This is a genomic window from Acetomicrobium sp. UBA5826 (assembly GCF_002433005.1).
Classification (GTDB): Bacteria; Synergistota; Synergistia; order Synergistales; family Acetomicrobiaceae; genus Acetomicrobium.
Genome location: NZ_DJHF01000012.1, coordinates 18,638 through 34,026, shown reverse-complemented (window position 1 = coordinate 34,026; position 15,389 = coordinate 18,638). Strand labels below are relative to the sequence as shown.

The following is a 15,389-nucleotide window of genomic DNA, read 5'->3' as shown; positions in this document are numbered from 1 at the left end:
ATCCCTTTCACTTCCCTTGTATAAAATATATTATTTGCCATAAAGCCTAAAACGGACCGTAACCAATCCAAGTCGCGATCAGCAAAAAGATGGCGGCGACCAACCAAGATCTCCACATAAAGGGCATGATGAACTTCAACCAACGATCGAAGGGGACTTTAGTGTAGATAAGGTAGGCAATCAAAACGCCTACGGTGGGATAACAGAGGTTGGAAAGCCCGTCCCCAAACTGGAACGCCAAAATAGCTATTTGTCTTTTGAGATCTAATATATCGGCAACGGGTAAAGCTATTGGCAGTGTAACCAATGCCTGGCCACTTCCCGAGGGGATGAAAAAATTAATAAACGACTGCATTATGAACATTCCAATAGAGGTCAACCATGAAGGAAGAAGATTCATTACATGAGCGAGAGCCATAACAATTGTGTCTATTATTTTTCCCTCTTCCATCACCACGCTGATTCCTCTGGCAAGTCCGACCGCCATAGCTCCGACGAATATAGATTGACCTCCCGATATAAGCTTTTCCGCTATTTTATTGCCATTATATCCCGCGATAAGACCCCCAATTATCGATCCAATAATATAGGTGGCAGACATCTCAAAGAAACCGAAGCGCCATTTTAAAGCCCCGTAAACTACGAAGAAAATTGTTAAAGCAAAAGTAAACAAAATGAATCCGTGCCTTGTAGTAAAGGTTTCATCTTTGACATTTTGGAGATCCTGCAAGTGAGATGTGTCAAGATCCTTTGCAACGCTTAAGTTGGGATTCCCTTGGATTTTTTTGCCGTAGGATACAACGAAACCGATAGACAGTATCATCAAGGCTATAAAAACGATTAAACGATAACCAAGACCTGAAAAAAGGGGCAACTCCGCCAAAGATTGTCCGATCCCTACAGTCCATGGATTAGTCGGGCCCGCCGTCCATCCTACGACGATCGAGACTACAGGCATGGCAATGCCTACGAATACATCGTACCCAAGGGCAAAAGCTATTCCAATGCATAGTGGCGCAAAGGGAATAGCAGCTTCAAGCATACCGGGAAAGGCGCCCAGACAGCCAAAGAACAGCATTATTACAGCAACAACCCAGGGCTTTCGTTCCTGTCCTATTATATTCAATAATTTAAACACGGCAGCTCTGATAGCACCTGTGCTGTCGAAAAGCTGAATCGCCGCTCCTATTATCATTATCATAAACAGCAAAGCCGACGCCGAGTTGATTCCCTTTGGAATTGCAACAAATGTCTGAAAAAGACCCACCGGATTTTTATCGATTAAATGAAAGCTGGCCGGATCAACTACCGTACGTCCCTGTACCTGAATTCGAGCATACTCACCCGCAGGTATTATCCATGTCATGATCGCCATAAAGATAATTATTCCAAAAAGCAGGACGTAGGCGTGGGGAAAGGCATTAAAAATTTTCTTTTTACTCATTAATTCCCTCTCCTTTCTTGATTGTTTATAAAGCACCGAGAGCTGAGATTATCCTTGAAGGCGTTAAAGGCAAAACATTAATGGATACCCCTATAGCCCAATTTACAGCATTGACTATTGCCGGTGTAACGGGAACTGCAGCAATCTCACCAACGCTTTTTGCGCCGAAGGGTCCTGTAGGTTCGTCCTCTTCGATCAACATGACCTTTACCTGGGGCATCTCCGGAGCATTGACGACGTGATATCGGCTTAGGGATGCGTTTTGCGGGATCCCCCTGGAATCGTAAGCAAGCTCCTCGAAGAGAGCCATACCAATGCCCATTTGAACACCCCCGTATATTTGGCCCTCAACCATCCTTGGATTGATCGCCCTCCCTACATCGTGAACGGCCAAGTAATCGGTTATTGCAGTCAATCCGGTAAGAGTGTCTACTTCGACTTCCACAAAATGTGCAGCATACGACCCTGGATTGGTCACGGATCTGTATGACAGATAACCCCCAACTTCTTCCTGTAAAATTGTCCCTATTCTTGCAATCAAGGTGCCATATGAAAGTTTTATGGCAGGGTTTGAGACGCTTGCCACAATACCGTTGGCAAGCTGCAGATCGTCATAGGGAATCTCCAGCACTATCGAAGACAGTCTCTTGAACTTATCCAAAACGGCCTCCGCAAGCTCTTTGGCACAGCTGCCACAAACGTAGGTAACCCTGCTTGCCACGCAACCGACATCGTAGGGAGTATAGAGAGTATCTCCTTCGCTTACCAATACCTTGTTGATATCTACATCCAAAACCTCTGCGACAATTTGAGCTATAACCGTTAAAGTACCTGTACCTAATTCATGTAATCCTGCGTTGACCAGGACACTGCCATCCTCGGCAATCCTCATATACATTGCCGTGAAATCAGGATATATGGATCCCGCGTAACCGTTGCTATGGGTGGAACAGGCCATTCCCACGCCACGCTTGTATCTGCCTTTTTTAGGAGTAAAAGAAAATCTTTCTTTCCAATTAAAAGCTTCAGCACCACGGTTGACACATTCTATAATCCTGGCATTTCCTAAGCTAGGCCCTCCCGTAGGATCATCATCAAAGGGAGCTACCAGGTTCTTCAATCTCAGTTCAACAGGGTCCATTTTGAGTCTTTTCGCAAGATGGTCGACGTTAATTTCGGTGATGGTGTGTATCTGAGGAGATCCATATCCCCGACATGCACCCGAAGGAGTCGTATTCGTTCGTACCGTGGTTCCGTGAAATGTTTGACTTGGTATCCGATACAACCTGAAAAGCTTTTTGCCCATGGCTGTAGTGACGCGATGGCTTCCCGTCATATAAGCGCCAGCATCGGTTAAGACATCTACCTCCCGACCAACAAACCGGCCATCTCCGGTTGCTATTGTCCTAACCTTTCCCTTAGTGGCTGCACGAGTGCGTGTCGAAATGATGGTCTCTTTTCTGTTTAAGACAAGCTTCACGGGGCGACCCAAATCTTTAGCTATGAAAGCGCAAATCGGCTCAAGTATTACCTCCTGCTTGCCTCCGAAAGTCCCTCCCATAGGTGCCTTGATTATTCGCACTTTGCTAAGCGGGTGATTTAAAACTTTGGATACAATGTATCTCACGCCAAAGATCAGCTGACAAGGCGATAAAATGGTCACAATTTCTCCAGGCTCAACATAGGCTACACAGGAATGGGGCTCCAATGCGGCGTGATGAATTTTCTGCGTAGAGACTTCGTCTTCTACGATTATTAAGCCATCTGTACCGCATTCAATTTCTTCAAATTGGCCGCAGGAAAGATGTATTTCGAGAGGTTTGCCAGAAGGCGTTTCACATTCTTTCTTTACAGCTTCAGAGGGATCTATAACGGGAATCAATTCCTCGTAAAGGACTTTCAGTCTATTCAGACCCTCTTCGGCGGCCTCTTCGGAATCTGCTACCACGGCAGCTATCCTATCGCCCACGTACTTGGGGTGATCCGTGAACAGCTTTTCGTCTTCCAAGTCATTTTGCCCGGGATAGAATACCGCGCTGTTATACTTTATTTCAGGTGTATTGCACCAAGTATACACTTTGATAACTCCGGGCACTGCCTCGGTCTCTTTGGAATCGATCGATTTGACTATTGCATTCGCATGAGGTGAAAGGAGTAATTTAACGTGCAACATTCCCTTCATCTCAAAGTCATCCAGATATTTGATTGCGGCAGTAACTTTTTCCTTCGCATCTATCCTTGTAACGTTTTTCCCAACATATTTAAGATCTGGTTTATCGGCAATTTTGACGATCTCTGCTGATGGTTTCAATGCAAACACTCCCAACTTGCTATCAGGTTTAATATATCTTGGCCCAGACCCCTGACGGCAACACGCTTATAAGCCCTGGAGGGCCGAGTCGGTATGGCCTCATCCACCTTATCTGCTAAGGCGTCAAGAAATAAATCTAGCGGAAAGGACTCCAAAACAGCATTCTCGCAAACCTGACAGGCTTTATCGGCAAGAAGGGGTCGAGGGCCCAAAGTACCAAGGTAAATCCTCGCCCTTTTCAAGCGATTTCGAGTTACTTCCACGGACATTGCCAAATTCAGCCTAGAAATTGTGACGCGCTTTCGGCCGCCGACTTTCACGAAAGCCGAACGAACATGAGGACGCAGGGGGATACGGAAGGCCCAGATAACTTCCCGTGGTCTTAATACGCTGACATTAATATCTTTTATCATCTCCATAACGGGAATCATTCTGGAACTTTCATCGCAACCTAAAACCTCCGCCGTTGCATCCAACGATACCAAAGCGGGAAGAGAATCGGCAGCGGGAGAAGCGTTGGCTACGTTGCCCCCAATAGTCGCCCGATTCCTAATCTGAGAAGATCCAACTTGAGAGGCAGCTAAAGCCAATGCATTAGCATAACTCTGCACGTAGGGATTTTTGGCGATGTCCGCAAATGTTGCAGTAGCTCCAATTACAAGACAATCCTCAGCTATTTCGATGAGGTTCATATTACATACATGCGTAAGGTCAACAAAGGCGGAAAAACCTTTAAGATAGCTCTGCGAAGGTATCAGGTCTGTACAGCCTGCTGCAAAACATGTCCTTTCGTCTGCGTGAGAAAGACACTTTACGAGTTCTTCTTTATTTTTTGGCATAAGCGATATGGCTTCAATGCTCATTGTAAATCAACACTTTCTTTTGTTATCTGTTCTACCGCCTTGACGATGGGTAAATAGCCTGTGCAGCGACACAGGTTTCCCTCTATGGCAACGATTATGTCTTCTCTTGTAGGATGAGGATTTTCGTTGAGCAGCGACTTGACAGCCATTATCATTCCGGGAGTACAGAAACCACATTGAACTGCATCGTTTTCAATAAATGCCTGCTGGATGACATCTAACTCTCCGTTTGTCTGCAAACCCTCGACAGTCGTAACCTCGTGCCCGTCGGCTTGAAAGGCCAAAACGGTACAGGAAGTTACTGCCTTTCCGTCCAACAAAACCGTACAAGTGCCGCATTCTCCTTCGCTGCAACCTTCTTTTACGCTCGTCAGTCCTAAATTTCTCAAAAGGTCGATCAATCGCATCCTTGGGTTTACATCAATGCACTTAATCTTTCCGTTAATCTTGATTTCGATATTCACCATGTACTTCCCCCAAACTCATGCGCATTTTTATTAACCTAGCACGACAGCGTCAATAAAACGTCAAAACTCCTTCTTGGGTTTTCCTATTATCCATACGACTTTTCCGATCACTTTCACCAAACCTGAGATCAAGTCTTCTTTATCGAAGAATATGGGGTTGTAAGAAGGGTTGGCTGGCCTTAATTCCAGAGAACCGTCGGCCTTGGTGTATATGTATTTCACCGTCCATTCGTTGCCGATCGACACGAGGGCCACATCTCCCTGACCAACTTCGGCATTGGGATTGATGACGACTATAGAGTTATCTGTTATTCCTGCCCCGATCATGCTTTCGCCGGAGATTCTGACGGCAAATGGAGGAATATCGCCAACAGACCCCAGGGCATCTTCGGGAACATAAATCATCTCTTCCACGATGGGATATACCCCCGTCTGATCCAGGGCCTTTCCCGCAGCTGTCACCGAGGCCTGATCCAATAATGCTACTTCAGTCACATCTAAAGCCTTTTTTGAAAAACCCTCAAGCCCTGTCAGATAATCTATGCTGGTCTGCAATTCCTTCGCAATTTTAACTAATAAATTAAGGCTTGGAGTCTTCTCTCCTCTTTCTATTTCGCTGATATGAGACGGACTGGTCTTTACTCGCCTCGCCAATTCAGTGGCGGTCATTCTCATCTTCTTCCTCAAAGTCCTTATGCGTTCGCCCAACATCTTTCTTTCACCCCCATCCTACATAATACACCTTGTGCGAAAATATATTCTCTTTAAGCGAAAATAGTTCTTAAGACTCATTGATATTTTACCAGTAGCGAATATATTTGTTAATAACTGCCGAATTTGCGGGAGGTCTTCGAGATGATAGCGCTAGTGGATTGCGATAGTTTTTACGCCTCATGCGAAAGGATATTTCGGCCGGATTTAAAGGGCAAACCGGTGGTCGTCCTGTCCAATAACGACGGATGTGTAATAGCCAGATCGCGAGAAGCCAAAGCCTTAGGGATACCCATGGGCGTGCCGTACTTTAAAGTCAGAGAAACGATCGCGAAAAACAACGTGGCAGTCTTTAGCTCAAACTACGCCCTTTACCAAGACATTTCAAGCAGAGTCCTGGAGACGATACGGCATTTTTGTCCCGAAGTAGAGCCCTACTCCATCGACGAAAGTTTCTTAGTGCTCGACTCTTTGAAATCGGGCGATGAGATCGCCTTTGCTAAAAGGCTGCGTCGCTCGATAAAAAGATCTGTGGGAATACCCGTATCCATTGGCCTCGGCCAGACAAAGACATTAGCGAAAATCGCCACCAAGTTGGCGAAAGAGGCCAAGGAAGGCGTATATGATATCGCCGCACAAAAAGACCCCGACTCGGTTTTGGCAGGCATAGATGTGGAAGACGTATGGGGAATAGGGCGTCGCCAGTCCAAAAAGCTGCGTGCGATTCGTATACGCACAGCCTGCGACCTGAAATACGCCGAAGAAGGGTGGATAAAAAAGCACCTATCCGTCGTCGGCTTAAAAACGGTATATGAGCTCCGCGGGTTGAGATGTTTCGGTTTTCGGGAAGTTCCGGACAACAGAAAGAGCATCTGCATTTCAAGGTCGCTTGGGGTCTATTTGACAAGTTACGACGAACTCAGTCAGGCCGTGGCCTTTTATGCATCCTTGGCCTCGGAAAAACTGAGAGCGCAAAGGTCGCTGACCGATACCGTCACAACCTACATAGCCACGAGCTTTCATACCGACGACTTCTATTGGGGCACCAGGACAATACGCCTTGAAACTCCAAAAAACGACACTCCCTCGCTTGTCAAAGCAGCCTTAGAAGGGCTTAAGCTAGCTTATATCGAGGGAAAGAAATACAAAAGAGTGGGTGTTCTGCTTACCGAGATTACTCCTTACGAGGCGCAACAGAGGGGACTTTTTTGTGACGCAGGTCAGTCCGTCAAATTAAACGCCTTAATGCATATTATCGACAAAATAAATTTTGAAGCCAACAAACCCATGATTTGGCTCGCCGCCGGAGGCAAGCCGGACAGCCAAAAGTGGGTAGCCAGCGCTTCCATGCGCTCACCTCGCTACACATCTTACTGGGACGAAATCCCCTTGGTAAAGGCATGACGGAGGTGTCTAAATGCGACGTTTCAATACCACCACAGGCTTTCCCACGCCCGCCGCAGAAAAGGCCCACTCCTTAGATTTAAACGAATTAGTCATACGTAACCGCCCATCGACATATTTCTTACGCGCTTCGGGCGACCGCCCCGAATTGGGCATAGCAAAAGGCGACGTATTAATTGTAGATCGTTCCTTAAACCCAAGGGAGGGAGATATCGCCATAGTCGTAGAGGATAACGAACTTCATCTGAAGGAAGTTACCTCTCTAGCCATACGATCGTGGACTAATGCAAACCTACAAGGCGCTCCGATGCAAGAAGTGTTTTTCGGCATTGTAACGTGGATAATGCACGAGACCAGAAGCAAAAGATAGAGTTTTCTATCGCACGACGAGCGTCCTTAGCCTATTGATGGCAGCGCAAATTTCTTCGGGCCTTGGCCTTGCACAGTCCGCCGACGGCCTTGCGAAGGGTGATGCGACTTCCAACCCCTCGGCGTCGATGCGTTCTTCCAAGGCTTTAACAATTTCATGTACAGAACGTTTCCCGTCGATAATGCCATTTCTAACTGCATAAAGAAGTAAGCCGCCTATAGCCCTGGTTTGGCTTTCCTCGGCAATCTGTTCGACATAAGTTAAATCGATGGTAGTCCTGCCGAATTGTATGCGATCTTTTCCTCTGGAGCGAACCGTCACTTTCTTGCCGATCATGGGATTAAAGCTTTCGGGCAGAGGTATGCGAGCGTTGGATAACTTTGGAAGTTCGGACTCCGCGGGAACCCTTTGGCTTGGCAATTCGCCGGCAATCTCACGCGCCTTTGAAGTGACGTCTTGAGGCCGGTAGTGATCCATCAAAACGACGCGGTCCGCGATGTCGAAATAATCTCCCGATCCTCCCATGACCAAAACCGTCGAAACCCCGAGAATCTCGAAAAGCTGACGAGCCCGATCGATGAAGGGCGTAATCGGCTCTCTGTTTGCTGCGACCAGCCGTTGCATTCTGGCATCGCGTATCATGAAATTAGTAGCCGATGTATCTTCGTCGAGTAGCAGAAGCTTCGCCCCTGCCTCGATGGCCTCGATTATATTGGCGGCCTGCGACGTACTGCCGCTGGCATTGTCGGTCCTGAAGCGAAGGGTATCCTTACCAAAGGGCAAATTACTTATAAAGGGAGAAATGTCAACGCATTCTACACTGCGCCCGTCCTCCGCCCTTATTTTGACAGCTGAACGCAATGTTACGACATACTCCCTTCCGTCGTCGGGAATATGGTCGTAGACAGAACGCTCAATGGCCGAAAGAAGGGTGGACTTGCCGCGAAAACCACCGCCCACAATTAAAGTTATACCTCTAGGTATTCCCATTCCCCTTATTTTGCCGGCGTTAGGGGCGTTAAGTTCCACTTCCATAGAGGGAGGACTTTCAAAAAGCACAACCTCGTACTTTTTCAGAGGTCTTTGATCGACTCCGCTTCGCCTCGGAAGCAAAGAGCCATTAGCTATAAAGGCGACGAGCCCTCTTTCTTCCAGCTGCGACCTTAGCGCATCCTGATCTTCCACTACACAAACGTGTCGCCGGATATCGCTTCTCGAAAGCACCTCGATAAAAAGAGATGCCTCGGCAATCTCGGGAAGATCCTCAAAAAACATCTCCATTGCTTCATCTCCGGCTATTCGTCTTCCCCTTGCCGGAAGACCGATAAACAACCTGGCTTCAATGCGCTCCTGCAAGATCCGCATACAAGTCCTTTCGATGACCTCCTGTTTAGGAACATCTATGGCTGTCAAGCCGCTTTTGCCCGATCCGCGACGCTTGCCATTAGCTTTTTCAATGGCTTTGTCAACTGAACGGGCCAAAAAGTCCTCAAGGGCTATACGTCTGATCTTATTCGAAAACAACTCCTCTCGGAAACCCGTCGATTTTAAAGGTATGGACAAAGCAACCTGCGACGGCGGAGCAAAGGGATCTCCCTGTATGTACTGAAAGCAGAGCGAATAACGAGGGAAACGAAAGGTCTTACCCTGAAGCTCCTTGTATGCTTTATAACCTCTGCCATCTATTTGAGATAAAATGCGCTTTAACTTTTCCATTCCACAAACACTCCAATACAGACAAGACTGATTTTTCAAGGCGTTTACCAGAATAGCAAAAAAGGATGGAAAATGGCAATTGTGACACAATTCTATATCGTAATGAATAATTGATTTTGCACTAGTCCTACGAAGGGTGCGACTTTGTATTTCGATATGCCAACAAATTTGCCCCCAAGCCATTTGTCCTGGGGGCATCTATAATAAAGATTGCGCCACGTGTCAAAATTAATATTTGGCGCGCCGGAGAGGATTTGAACCCCCAACCTTCGGATCCGTAGTCCGATGCTCTATCCAGTTGAGCTACCGGCGCACCGCAAAAAACTATGGCGGTGGGAGAGGGATTCGAACCCTCGAGGGCGGTTTTAGCCACCCTACTCGCTTAGCAGGCGAGTGCCTTCAGCCACTCGGCCATCCCACCCCGCATAGACATTCTAGAAATTAACCAGCTTTATGTCAATCCCGATCTTCCTCAAAAATTGACAAAGAAGGCAACCATCCTGACAATCCCTTTTGGACAATACTTTCATTAAGGGGATTAAAGAGACCAGCCGTGTACCAAAAGGAGTGATCCTTTATTCTTATCTCTTATTAAAATCTCCTACAAATATTTTACATGATCTTTTGATACTCGAATAAATTCTTATATGTGCTAAAATAAATTTAATTCAATTTATCTGGTAAGCGAGGTGGCAATCTTGAAGAGCTTAGGAGAGATGCTTTTAAGAAAGGAACCTTTCAGCGAGATTGTCATGGGAGATACTGCAATTGTGAGAGCTATGATAGAGGCAGGGGTAAGGGTTGCAACATCCTATCCGGGTTCTCCCACTCCTGAAATCGCCGAGGCAATAGCCTCCGTACCCTTTGATCAGCGCCCTTTCTACTTCGAATTTTCGACGAACGAAAAGGTAGCGCTTGAGGTAGCCTTCGGAGCCAGCATAAACGGTCATTTATCATGTCCATTCTTTAAGAGTGTAGGCCTAAACGTCGCAGCCGATTCCTTCGTTCAACTTTCCATGATGGATCTTTTGGGCGGCATGGTGATAGTGCTGGGAGATGACCCCGGAGCCAACTCTTCTCAAAACGAGCAGGACAACAGACATCTTGCTCGCCTGGCTTATGTCCCCATCTTTGAGCCCGCCACGCCAAAGGAAGCATATGAAATGTTCTTGGAGGCAGCCGATCTGGCTAAGAAACACCACATGCCGATTATCGTAAGGCTTACTACTCACGTCTGCCACGCAAAGGAAAAAGTTGGTTTTGGCCACTGGGAGCCCCGGCCTTTGGACAAAACGTCACGTTTCGATCCTAAAACTGGCTGTTATATTCCCCTGACCGCGGCGACTGTATACCCCATGAAGCGAAGAGCTCTCCAAAACATAGATGCCGTCAAAAAATATGCCGAAGACTCGCCCTTCAACACTACCGTAGATAACAGCAATAAAGAAAGGGGTATTATAACGATAGGCCTGCCCTTTTTATCGCTAATGGACACACTTCAGTTTGCCGATAGCAAACCAGATGTGTTAAAACTTGGCATGGTATATCCTCTGCCGGAAAAAACCATTGTCGATTTCATGGCCTCCCATGAGGAAGTAAAAATACTTGAAGAACTGGATAATTTCATAGAACTTGAGATCAAAAGCCTTGCCTTCGATCATGGACTGAAGACGAAAATTTTAGGCAAAAAGGACGCAGAAGATTGGATCGGCGAATATGTACCCGAAAAGGTCTATCAGGTAATGAAAAAAACATGGAATGATCTGCTTCCTGAGACGGACTTTTCTCCCAAAGGAGTTTTGCCTTCGCCGAGGCCTCCTCAGCTTTGCCCCGGATGCGGACACAGATCCGCCTTTTACGCGGTAAAACGGGCTTTAAAGGGCACCGACATAACTGTTGCCGACATAGGTTGTCACACTTTGGGCTACCTTGAGCCTCACGAAATGGGGCAAGTCCTCTTGTGTATGGGACATTCTACGGGCACGGGATCGGGTCTTTCTTTGTTCAACGACGAACGGAAGGTAGTGGCTTTTATAGGCGACTCAACCCTTTTTCATGCCGGACTACCGGGTATTATCAACGCAGTCTTCAACCGCCACAATCTGACGCTCGTAATAATGGAGAACGGCACGACGGCAATGACGGGTCATCAGGATCATCCCGGATCGGGAAAGAACTTCAACGGCCCAACAGACGCAATATCTATAAAGAAAATGCTTGAAGGACTTGGCGTCAACTCCGTCAGAGTTGTCGATGCTTACTCGCAGGAAAAACTCACCGAAGCCATCAAGGAAGCAGTTAGCGAAGAGGGCTTTTCCGTCGTCATAGCTACCCATCCTTGCATGCTTAAATTTACCAGAGAACAACGCAGGAAGGGCAAAGGTGTGGAAAGACAGGTATCGGTTGACAAGGAAAAATGCGAACACATATATGAGTGCCTTAAGGTCTTTGCCTGCCCTACTTTTCAGCTCATGGACGACGGATCCGTAATAACTTCCAAAGAGCTGTGTATAGGAGACGGCTCTTGTATTCAAACCTGCCCTGTCAGGGCAATAGGTTATCAGGATAAATAAGGCTTCCCGAAGGAACGGAGGGGTTAAGATGAAGCTAGATATTTTCGTGATCGGCGTTGGCGGCCAGGGAATAGGATTGCTTAGCGAAACCATTATACGCGCCGCAGATCATGCTGGCCTGACCGTAAAAGGAGTCGACACTCACGGATTAGCCCAACGCGGCGGAATGGTAACTTCTCACATTAGAATAGGAGAGGATGCATTTTCTCCTTTGATAATGCCGGGGCTAGCCGATATGGTCTTGGCCCTTGAAATTCACGAAGCCTTAAGAGGGCTGAACACATATCTCAGAGATAAAGGTACCTTAGTTTATTATAGCGTATCACTGCAAACTCTGAACGTACGGCTTGGCAAAGAAAAATCCGTTACTATTGACGATATAAGCAGGGAATGCAAGATGCGATCTGTCAAAGAATACGCCGTTTCAAGGGAAGTGCCCGACCCTCGAATGCAAAACATAGCTATACTCGGAACCTTGGCAAGGGAAAGGCTGATAGATTCGGTCGAACCAAGACACTACGAAATGGCCTTAGAGGACCTGTTGTCCGGGAAGGTTCTCGAATTGAACTTAAACCTCTTTCATTCAATTTTAGCAGATTAATTCTTTTTATCATATAACTAACTTACTATAATAAAAATAGCAGAGAGGACTTTCTTTAATAAAGGTTGTCCTCTCTGCTATTTTCAAAAGAACGGTTTCAGTTTTCAAGGATTATATTACTGCTGCTGAGCCTCTTCCTTGGCATCGGTCTCTGTCTGCTCCGCCGTTTGGCTTTCTGCCTGATTTTCGGATTGGCCTTCTTCAACGACCTCTGCTCCAACATCGTTGCCTTGGCCACCCTCTTCTTCCGCAGAAGGTTGTGCAGGTTCTTCGACCTTTGGCGCCTCAAATACGGAAGAGTCGACTATTTCAACGTTAGCCCTATCTACCAAACCCTGCAAATACTCCTGACGTTGCGCTTGGGCTTTCTGCTGGCTTAAAGCAAGTTTAATATTTTCTTTAACCTCATCATATGGGATCTTTTCCTGTTTTTGGTATCCTTTGACCAAATAGATACCAAACTGCTCCTCATCAAGCTGGATTGGTTGGCTAAGCTCGCCTTCTTTTAGCTCCTTCAGGGGTAGCAACTCTTCCTGGGCTTCCAAAGTCGTCATTGGCAACAGTAAAGGCTTATCGTAGGAAGTGCTGTGCAAAGCTTTATCGCCATACTGACTCATTACATCATCCCATGTCTGTCCACTCGCAAGGATATCCCTGACTTCTTGAGCTGTTTTTTCGTCAGAAAAAACAGCAAAGTTCACCCACAGTCCTTCGGGGCGCACGAAGTAGTCGTTGCCTCTAGCCTCATAAAACTCCTGCATTTCTTCCTCGGTAACCGTATCGTCCGTTTTCACCGCCGTCTGCAATAGCTTCTGCTGAGCCAGCTGCCTTCTTAGTTCTTTTTTAAGATCTTCCTCTTTGATGTTATATGCGCTTAAATAATCCTGGTAGGCTTCCTTTGTCGGGAACTGGGAAATTATCCTATCCATGGCCACGTTTATCTCATCATCTGTGACTTCGATCTTGTTATCCTTGACTTCCTTATCCAACTCCATATCTAAGACTATTTGGTCCAAAACGTGTTTTCTCAAAATATAATACTGACTCTGAGGTAAGTTGCTTATCCCCATCTGGTCCATTAATTGCCTGACACCCATATCTATCTGAGAAAGCATGATGTTGGTTCCATTGGCTTTGGCCACCACTTTATCCTTCTCCGTAGTGGCGGAAGAACCTTCTCTTCTGGAGTAAATGCCATACCCTGCAAATATGGAAATAACGAATGCTACTGCGACTGCGATCATGATTACCTTAGTTCTCGTTCGAAGCGCCTTTAAAATCATTACAACCTTCCCCTTTCATTATGGTTCCCGAAAATCATTCACATATTTTCTATACACATAACAGCACATAGTATATATCACAACAGTTATTTTAACAAAATCAGTATATCTCCGTATATAATAGAGGCAACGGGCAAAGGGGTGATACTTTTTGAGCATTTTAACGAGAGGTAGCGAGCTGACGCTAAATGCGATACCGCTATTCATCAAGCTTCGCAGGCTCAGTTTAAGGAGTTATAAAACCATACCTGAGGACGAGGTCTCCGATATAAAAAACAGATTTGAACATCTGGGGCCTTCGTTCATCAAGCTCGGCCAAATGTTGAGCTGTCATTACGACGTGCTGCCGCCCATTATAGCAGAAGCTTTATCCCATCTGTTGGACGAGTTACCCCCCTCTCCTCCGCCAAAGGTGTTTAAGCTTATCCAGGACGAGCTGGGAGACAAGTTGGATGAGATATCCTTTTGGGATCCCCAGCCCATTGGTGCTGCCAGCTTGGCACAGGTTCATAAATGCGATCTCAAAGACGGGCGGGTTGCCGCGATGAAGATCTTAAGACCAGATGTCGAGCAGCGCATCGAAGAAGATATAAAAATAATGCGCTTTTTGGTCAAGAGACTCCCCGACTCTCAATCATTCCCCATCGATCTGAAGGATACAGTTGATGAATTCTCCAGCAACATCATCAAGGAACTGGACCTTCTCAGGGAACTGGCATGCATGAGAAAATACGGCGAAGGACTGCCTGCCGAATGGGAAGTAAAAGTCCCAAAGGGATACCCCGGGTTATGCACCAAACATATACTCACCATGTCGTTTCACAACGGCCAGAGACTCGACAGGGCCGTGCCTCATTTGTCACGTTTCAGGCGTCACCATATGGCTCTTTCTCTGGCAAAGACCTACTTATATAAATTTCTAAAAGAGGGGCTCGTTCATACGGATCCTCATTTTGGAAACATATTGGTGGACGAAGACGAGCATCTGGTGCTTTTGGATTACGGCGCCACTACCTTTTTATCTGAGAAGATAAGGCATAAATCCATGTTGCTCTTTTGGGGGTTGCTGCGCAGGGATATCAGCCTTGTCTACAGCAGCCTCGCGTCCCTGGGAGTAATTCAGGGTCAATCGGATCCTTTGGCCATTGAAAACGAAATATACGACTTTCTCGAGGACTACCTGCACAGGCCCTTAGGACAGCTTTCCTTGCCCGACATGCTAAAAGACATGATAGCCCAAAGCCCTATCTGGGGCATAAAGATACCGAAGCCCTTGTTATATCAGGTCAAGGCCCTATCGATGCTTGAGGGCACTCTCCACACGCTGGATCCCGAAATTGGCTTCGAGGAGCTTTTAAACGAAAGTTTCCAGGAAGTTACCTCCATACTTCACCTTCAGCCAATACTCTTCATGGAGCTTGGGAAGGAAAAAGTAAAACAAGCCCTGTTCGACATTTCCATGACCACAACATCAACGAGCAGAAAACAGCAGGAGAAAAGAAGCGATACATCAGCTTTGGGCATGGCCTTCTTGCTGTCGATTTTCGGCATCGGCTTCATGGCTTTACCACAGGGCGCTCACCCATATTGGTTTGCCCTGTGGCTGTTTGCCTCTCTTATTCTCGTCAGAAGGTAGCGGCTGCGCT

Annotated in this window: 12 protein-coding genes and 2 tRNA genes; 5 read left to right on the top strand and 9 right to left on the bottom strand. The window is 46.7% G+C overall.

From position 1 onward, the window contains the following. Window positions 1–46: 46 nt before the first annotated feature. The 5 genes from B3N34_RS03060 to B3N34_RS03040 are packed head-to-tail and all read right to left on the bottom strand — an operon-like array spanning window position 47 to window position 5,796. Window positions 47–1,444 (bottom strand): YfcC family protein, encoded by a 1,398-nt coding sequence (locus B3N34_RS03060; protein WP_286974849.1) that lies wholly within the window; start codon window positions 1,442–1,444, stop codon window positions 47–49. A 25-nt stretch (window positions 1,445–1,469) separates the two neighbouring features. Then, the gene (locus B3N34_RS03055) at window positions 1,470–3,755 is read right to left on the bottom strand and encodes a xanthine dehydrogenase family protein molybdopterin-binding subunit (RefSeq protein WP_286974847.1); all 2,286 of its coding nucleotides are present in this window, start codon (window positions 3,753–3,755) and stop codon (window positions 1,470–1,472) included. Then, a complete protein-coding gene (locus B3N34_RS03050) occupies window positions 3,752–4,618 on the bottom strand; it encodes an FAD binding domain-containing protein (RefSeq protein WP_286974845.1) in 867 nt (288 codons plus the stop codon). The genes B3N34_RS03055 and B3N34_RS03050 overlap by 4 nt, the downstream gene beginning before the upstream one ends. Continuing rightward, entirely contained in the window at window positions 4,615–5,085 is a 471-nt protein-coding gene (locus B3N34_RS03045; protein WP_286974844.1) for a (2Fe-2S)-binding protein, read from the bottom strand. The genes B3N34_RS03050 and B3N34_RS03045 overlap by 4 nt, the downstream gene beginning before the upstream one ends. Window positions 5,086–5,145: 60 nt before the next feature. After that, window positions 5,146–5,796 (bottom strand): LexA family protein, encoded by a 651-nt coding sequence (locus B3N34_RS03040; protein WP_286974843.1) that lies wholly within the window; start codon window positions 5,794–5,796, stop codon window positions 5,146–5,148. Between the two features lie 144 nt (window positions 5,797–5,940). Here B3N34_RS03040 and B3N34_RS03035 point away from each other — a divergent pair, with 144 nt between their 5' ends. Continuing rightward, window positions 5,941–7,200, top strand: coding sequence for a Y-family DNA polymerase (locus B3N34_RS03035; RefSeq protein ID WP_286974841.1), 1,260 nt, complete (start codon window positions 5,941–5,943; stop codon window positions 7,198–7,200). A 13-nt stretch (window positions 7,201–7,213) separates the two neighbouring features. Continuing rightward, window positions 7,214–7,570 (top strand): S24 family peptidase, encoded by a 357-nt coding sequence (locus B3N34_RS03030; protein WP_286974840.1) that lies wholly within the window; start codon window positions 7,214–7,216, stop codon window positions 7,568–7,570. A 6-nt stretch (window positions 7,571–7,576) separates the two neighbouring features. Here B3N34_RS03030 and B3N34_RS03025 read toward each other — a convergent pair whose 3' ends face one another. From B3N34_RS03025 to B3N34_RS03015, 3 genes are all read right to left on the bottom strand, one after another. Beyond that, window positions 7,577–9,286 carry an ABC-ATPase domain-containing protein gene (locus tag B3N34_RS03025; RefSeq protein ID WP_286974838.1) on the bottom strand — a complete coding sequence of 570 codons (1,710 nt, stop codon included), beginning with the start codon at window positions 9,284–9,286 and terminating at the stop codon, window positions 7,577–7,579. Window positions 9,287–9,522: 236 nt separating this feature from the next. Beyond that, a tRNA-Arg gene (locus tag B3N34_RS03020) sits at window positions 9,523–9,599 on the bottom strand. A 14-nt stretch (window positions 9,600–9,613) separates the two neighbouring features. Beyond that, window positions 9,614–9,707: transfer RNA gene (locus B3N34_RS03015), tRNA-Ser, on the bottom strand. Window positions 9,708–9,984: 277 nt separating this feature from the next. Between B3N34_RS03015 and B3N34_RS03010 the strand changes: the two genes are divergently transcribed. Both B3N34_RS03010 and B3N34_RS03005 read left to right on the top strand, forming a co-directional pair. After that, window positions 9,985–11,859, top strand: a complete 1,875-nt coding sequence (locus B3N34_RS03010; RefSeq protein WP_286974836.1) for a thiamine pyrophosphate-dependent enzyme — start codon at window positions 9,985–9,987, stop codon at window positions 11,857–11,859. Window positions 11,860–11,887: 28 nt separating this feature from the next. Beyond that, window positions 11,888–12,460 carry a 2-oxoacid:acceptor oxidoreductase family protein gene (locus B3N34_RS03005; protein WP_286974835.1) on the top strand — a complete coding sequence of 191 codons (573 nt, stop codon included), beginning with the start codon at window positions 11,888–11,890 and terminating at the stop codon, window positions 12,458–12,460. A gap of 116 nt (window positions 12,461–12,576) precedes the next feature. On the opposite strand, the gene B3N34_RS03000 is transcribed toward B3N34_RS03005, so the two are convergent. Then, window positions 12,577–13,743 (bottom strand): SurA N-terminal domain-containing protein, encoded by a 1,167-nt coding sequence (locus tag B3N34_RS03000; RefSeq protein WP_286974833.1) that lies wholly within the window; start codon window positions 13,741–13,743, stop codon window positions 12,577–12,579. Window positions 13,744–13,894: 151 nt separating this feature from the next. Here B3N34_RS03000 and B3N34_RS02995 point away from each other — a divergent pair, with 151 nt between their 5' ends. After that, window positions 13,895–15,379: an ABC1 kinase family protein gene (locus B3N34_RS02995; protein ID WP_286974831.1), complete on the top strand. Its 1,485-nt coding sequence runs from the start codon at window positions 13,895–13,897 to the stop codon at window positions 15,377–15,379. Window positions 15,380–15,389: the final 10 nt, after the last annotated feature.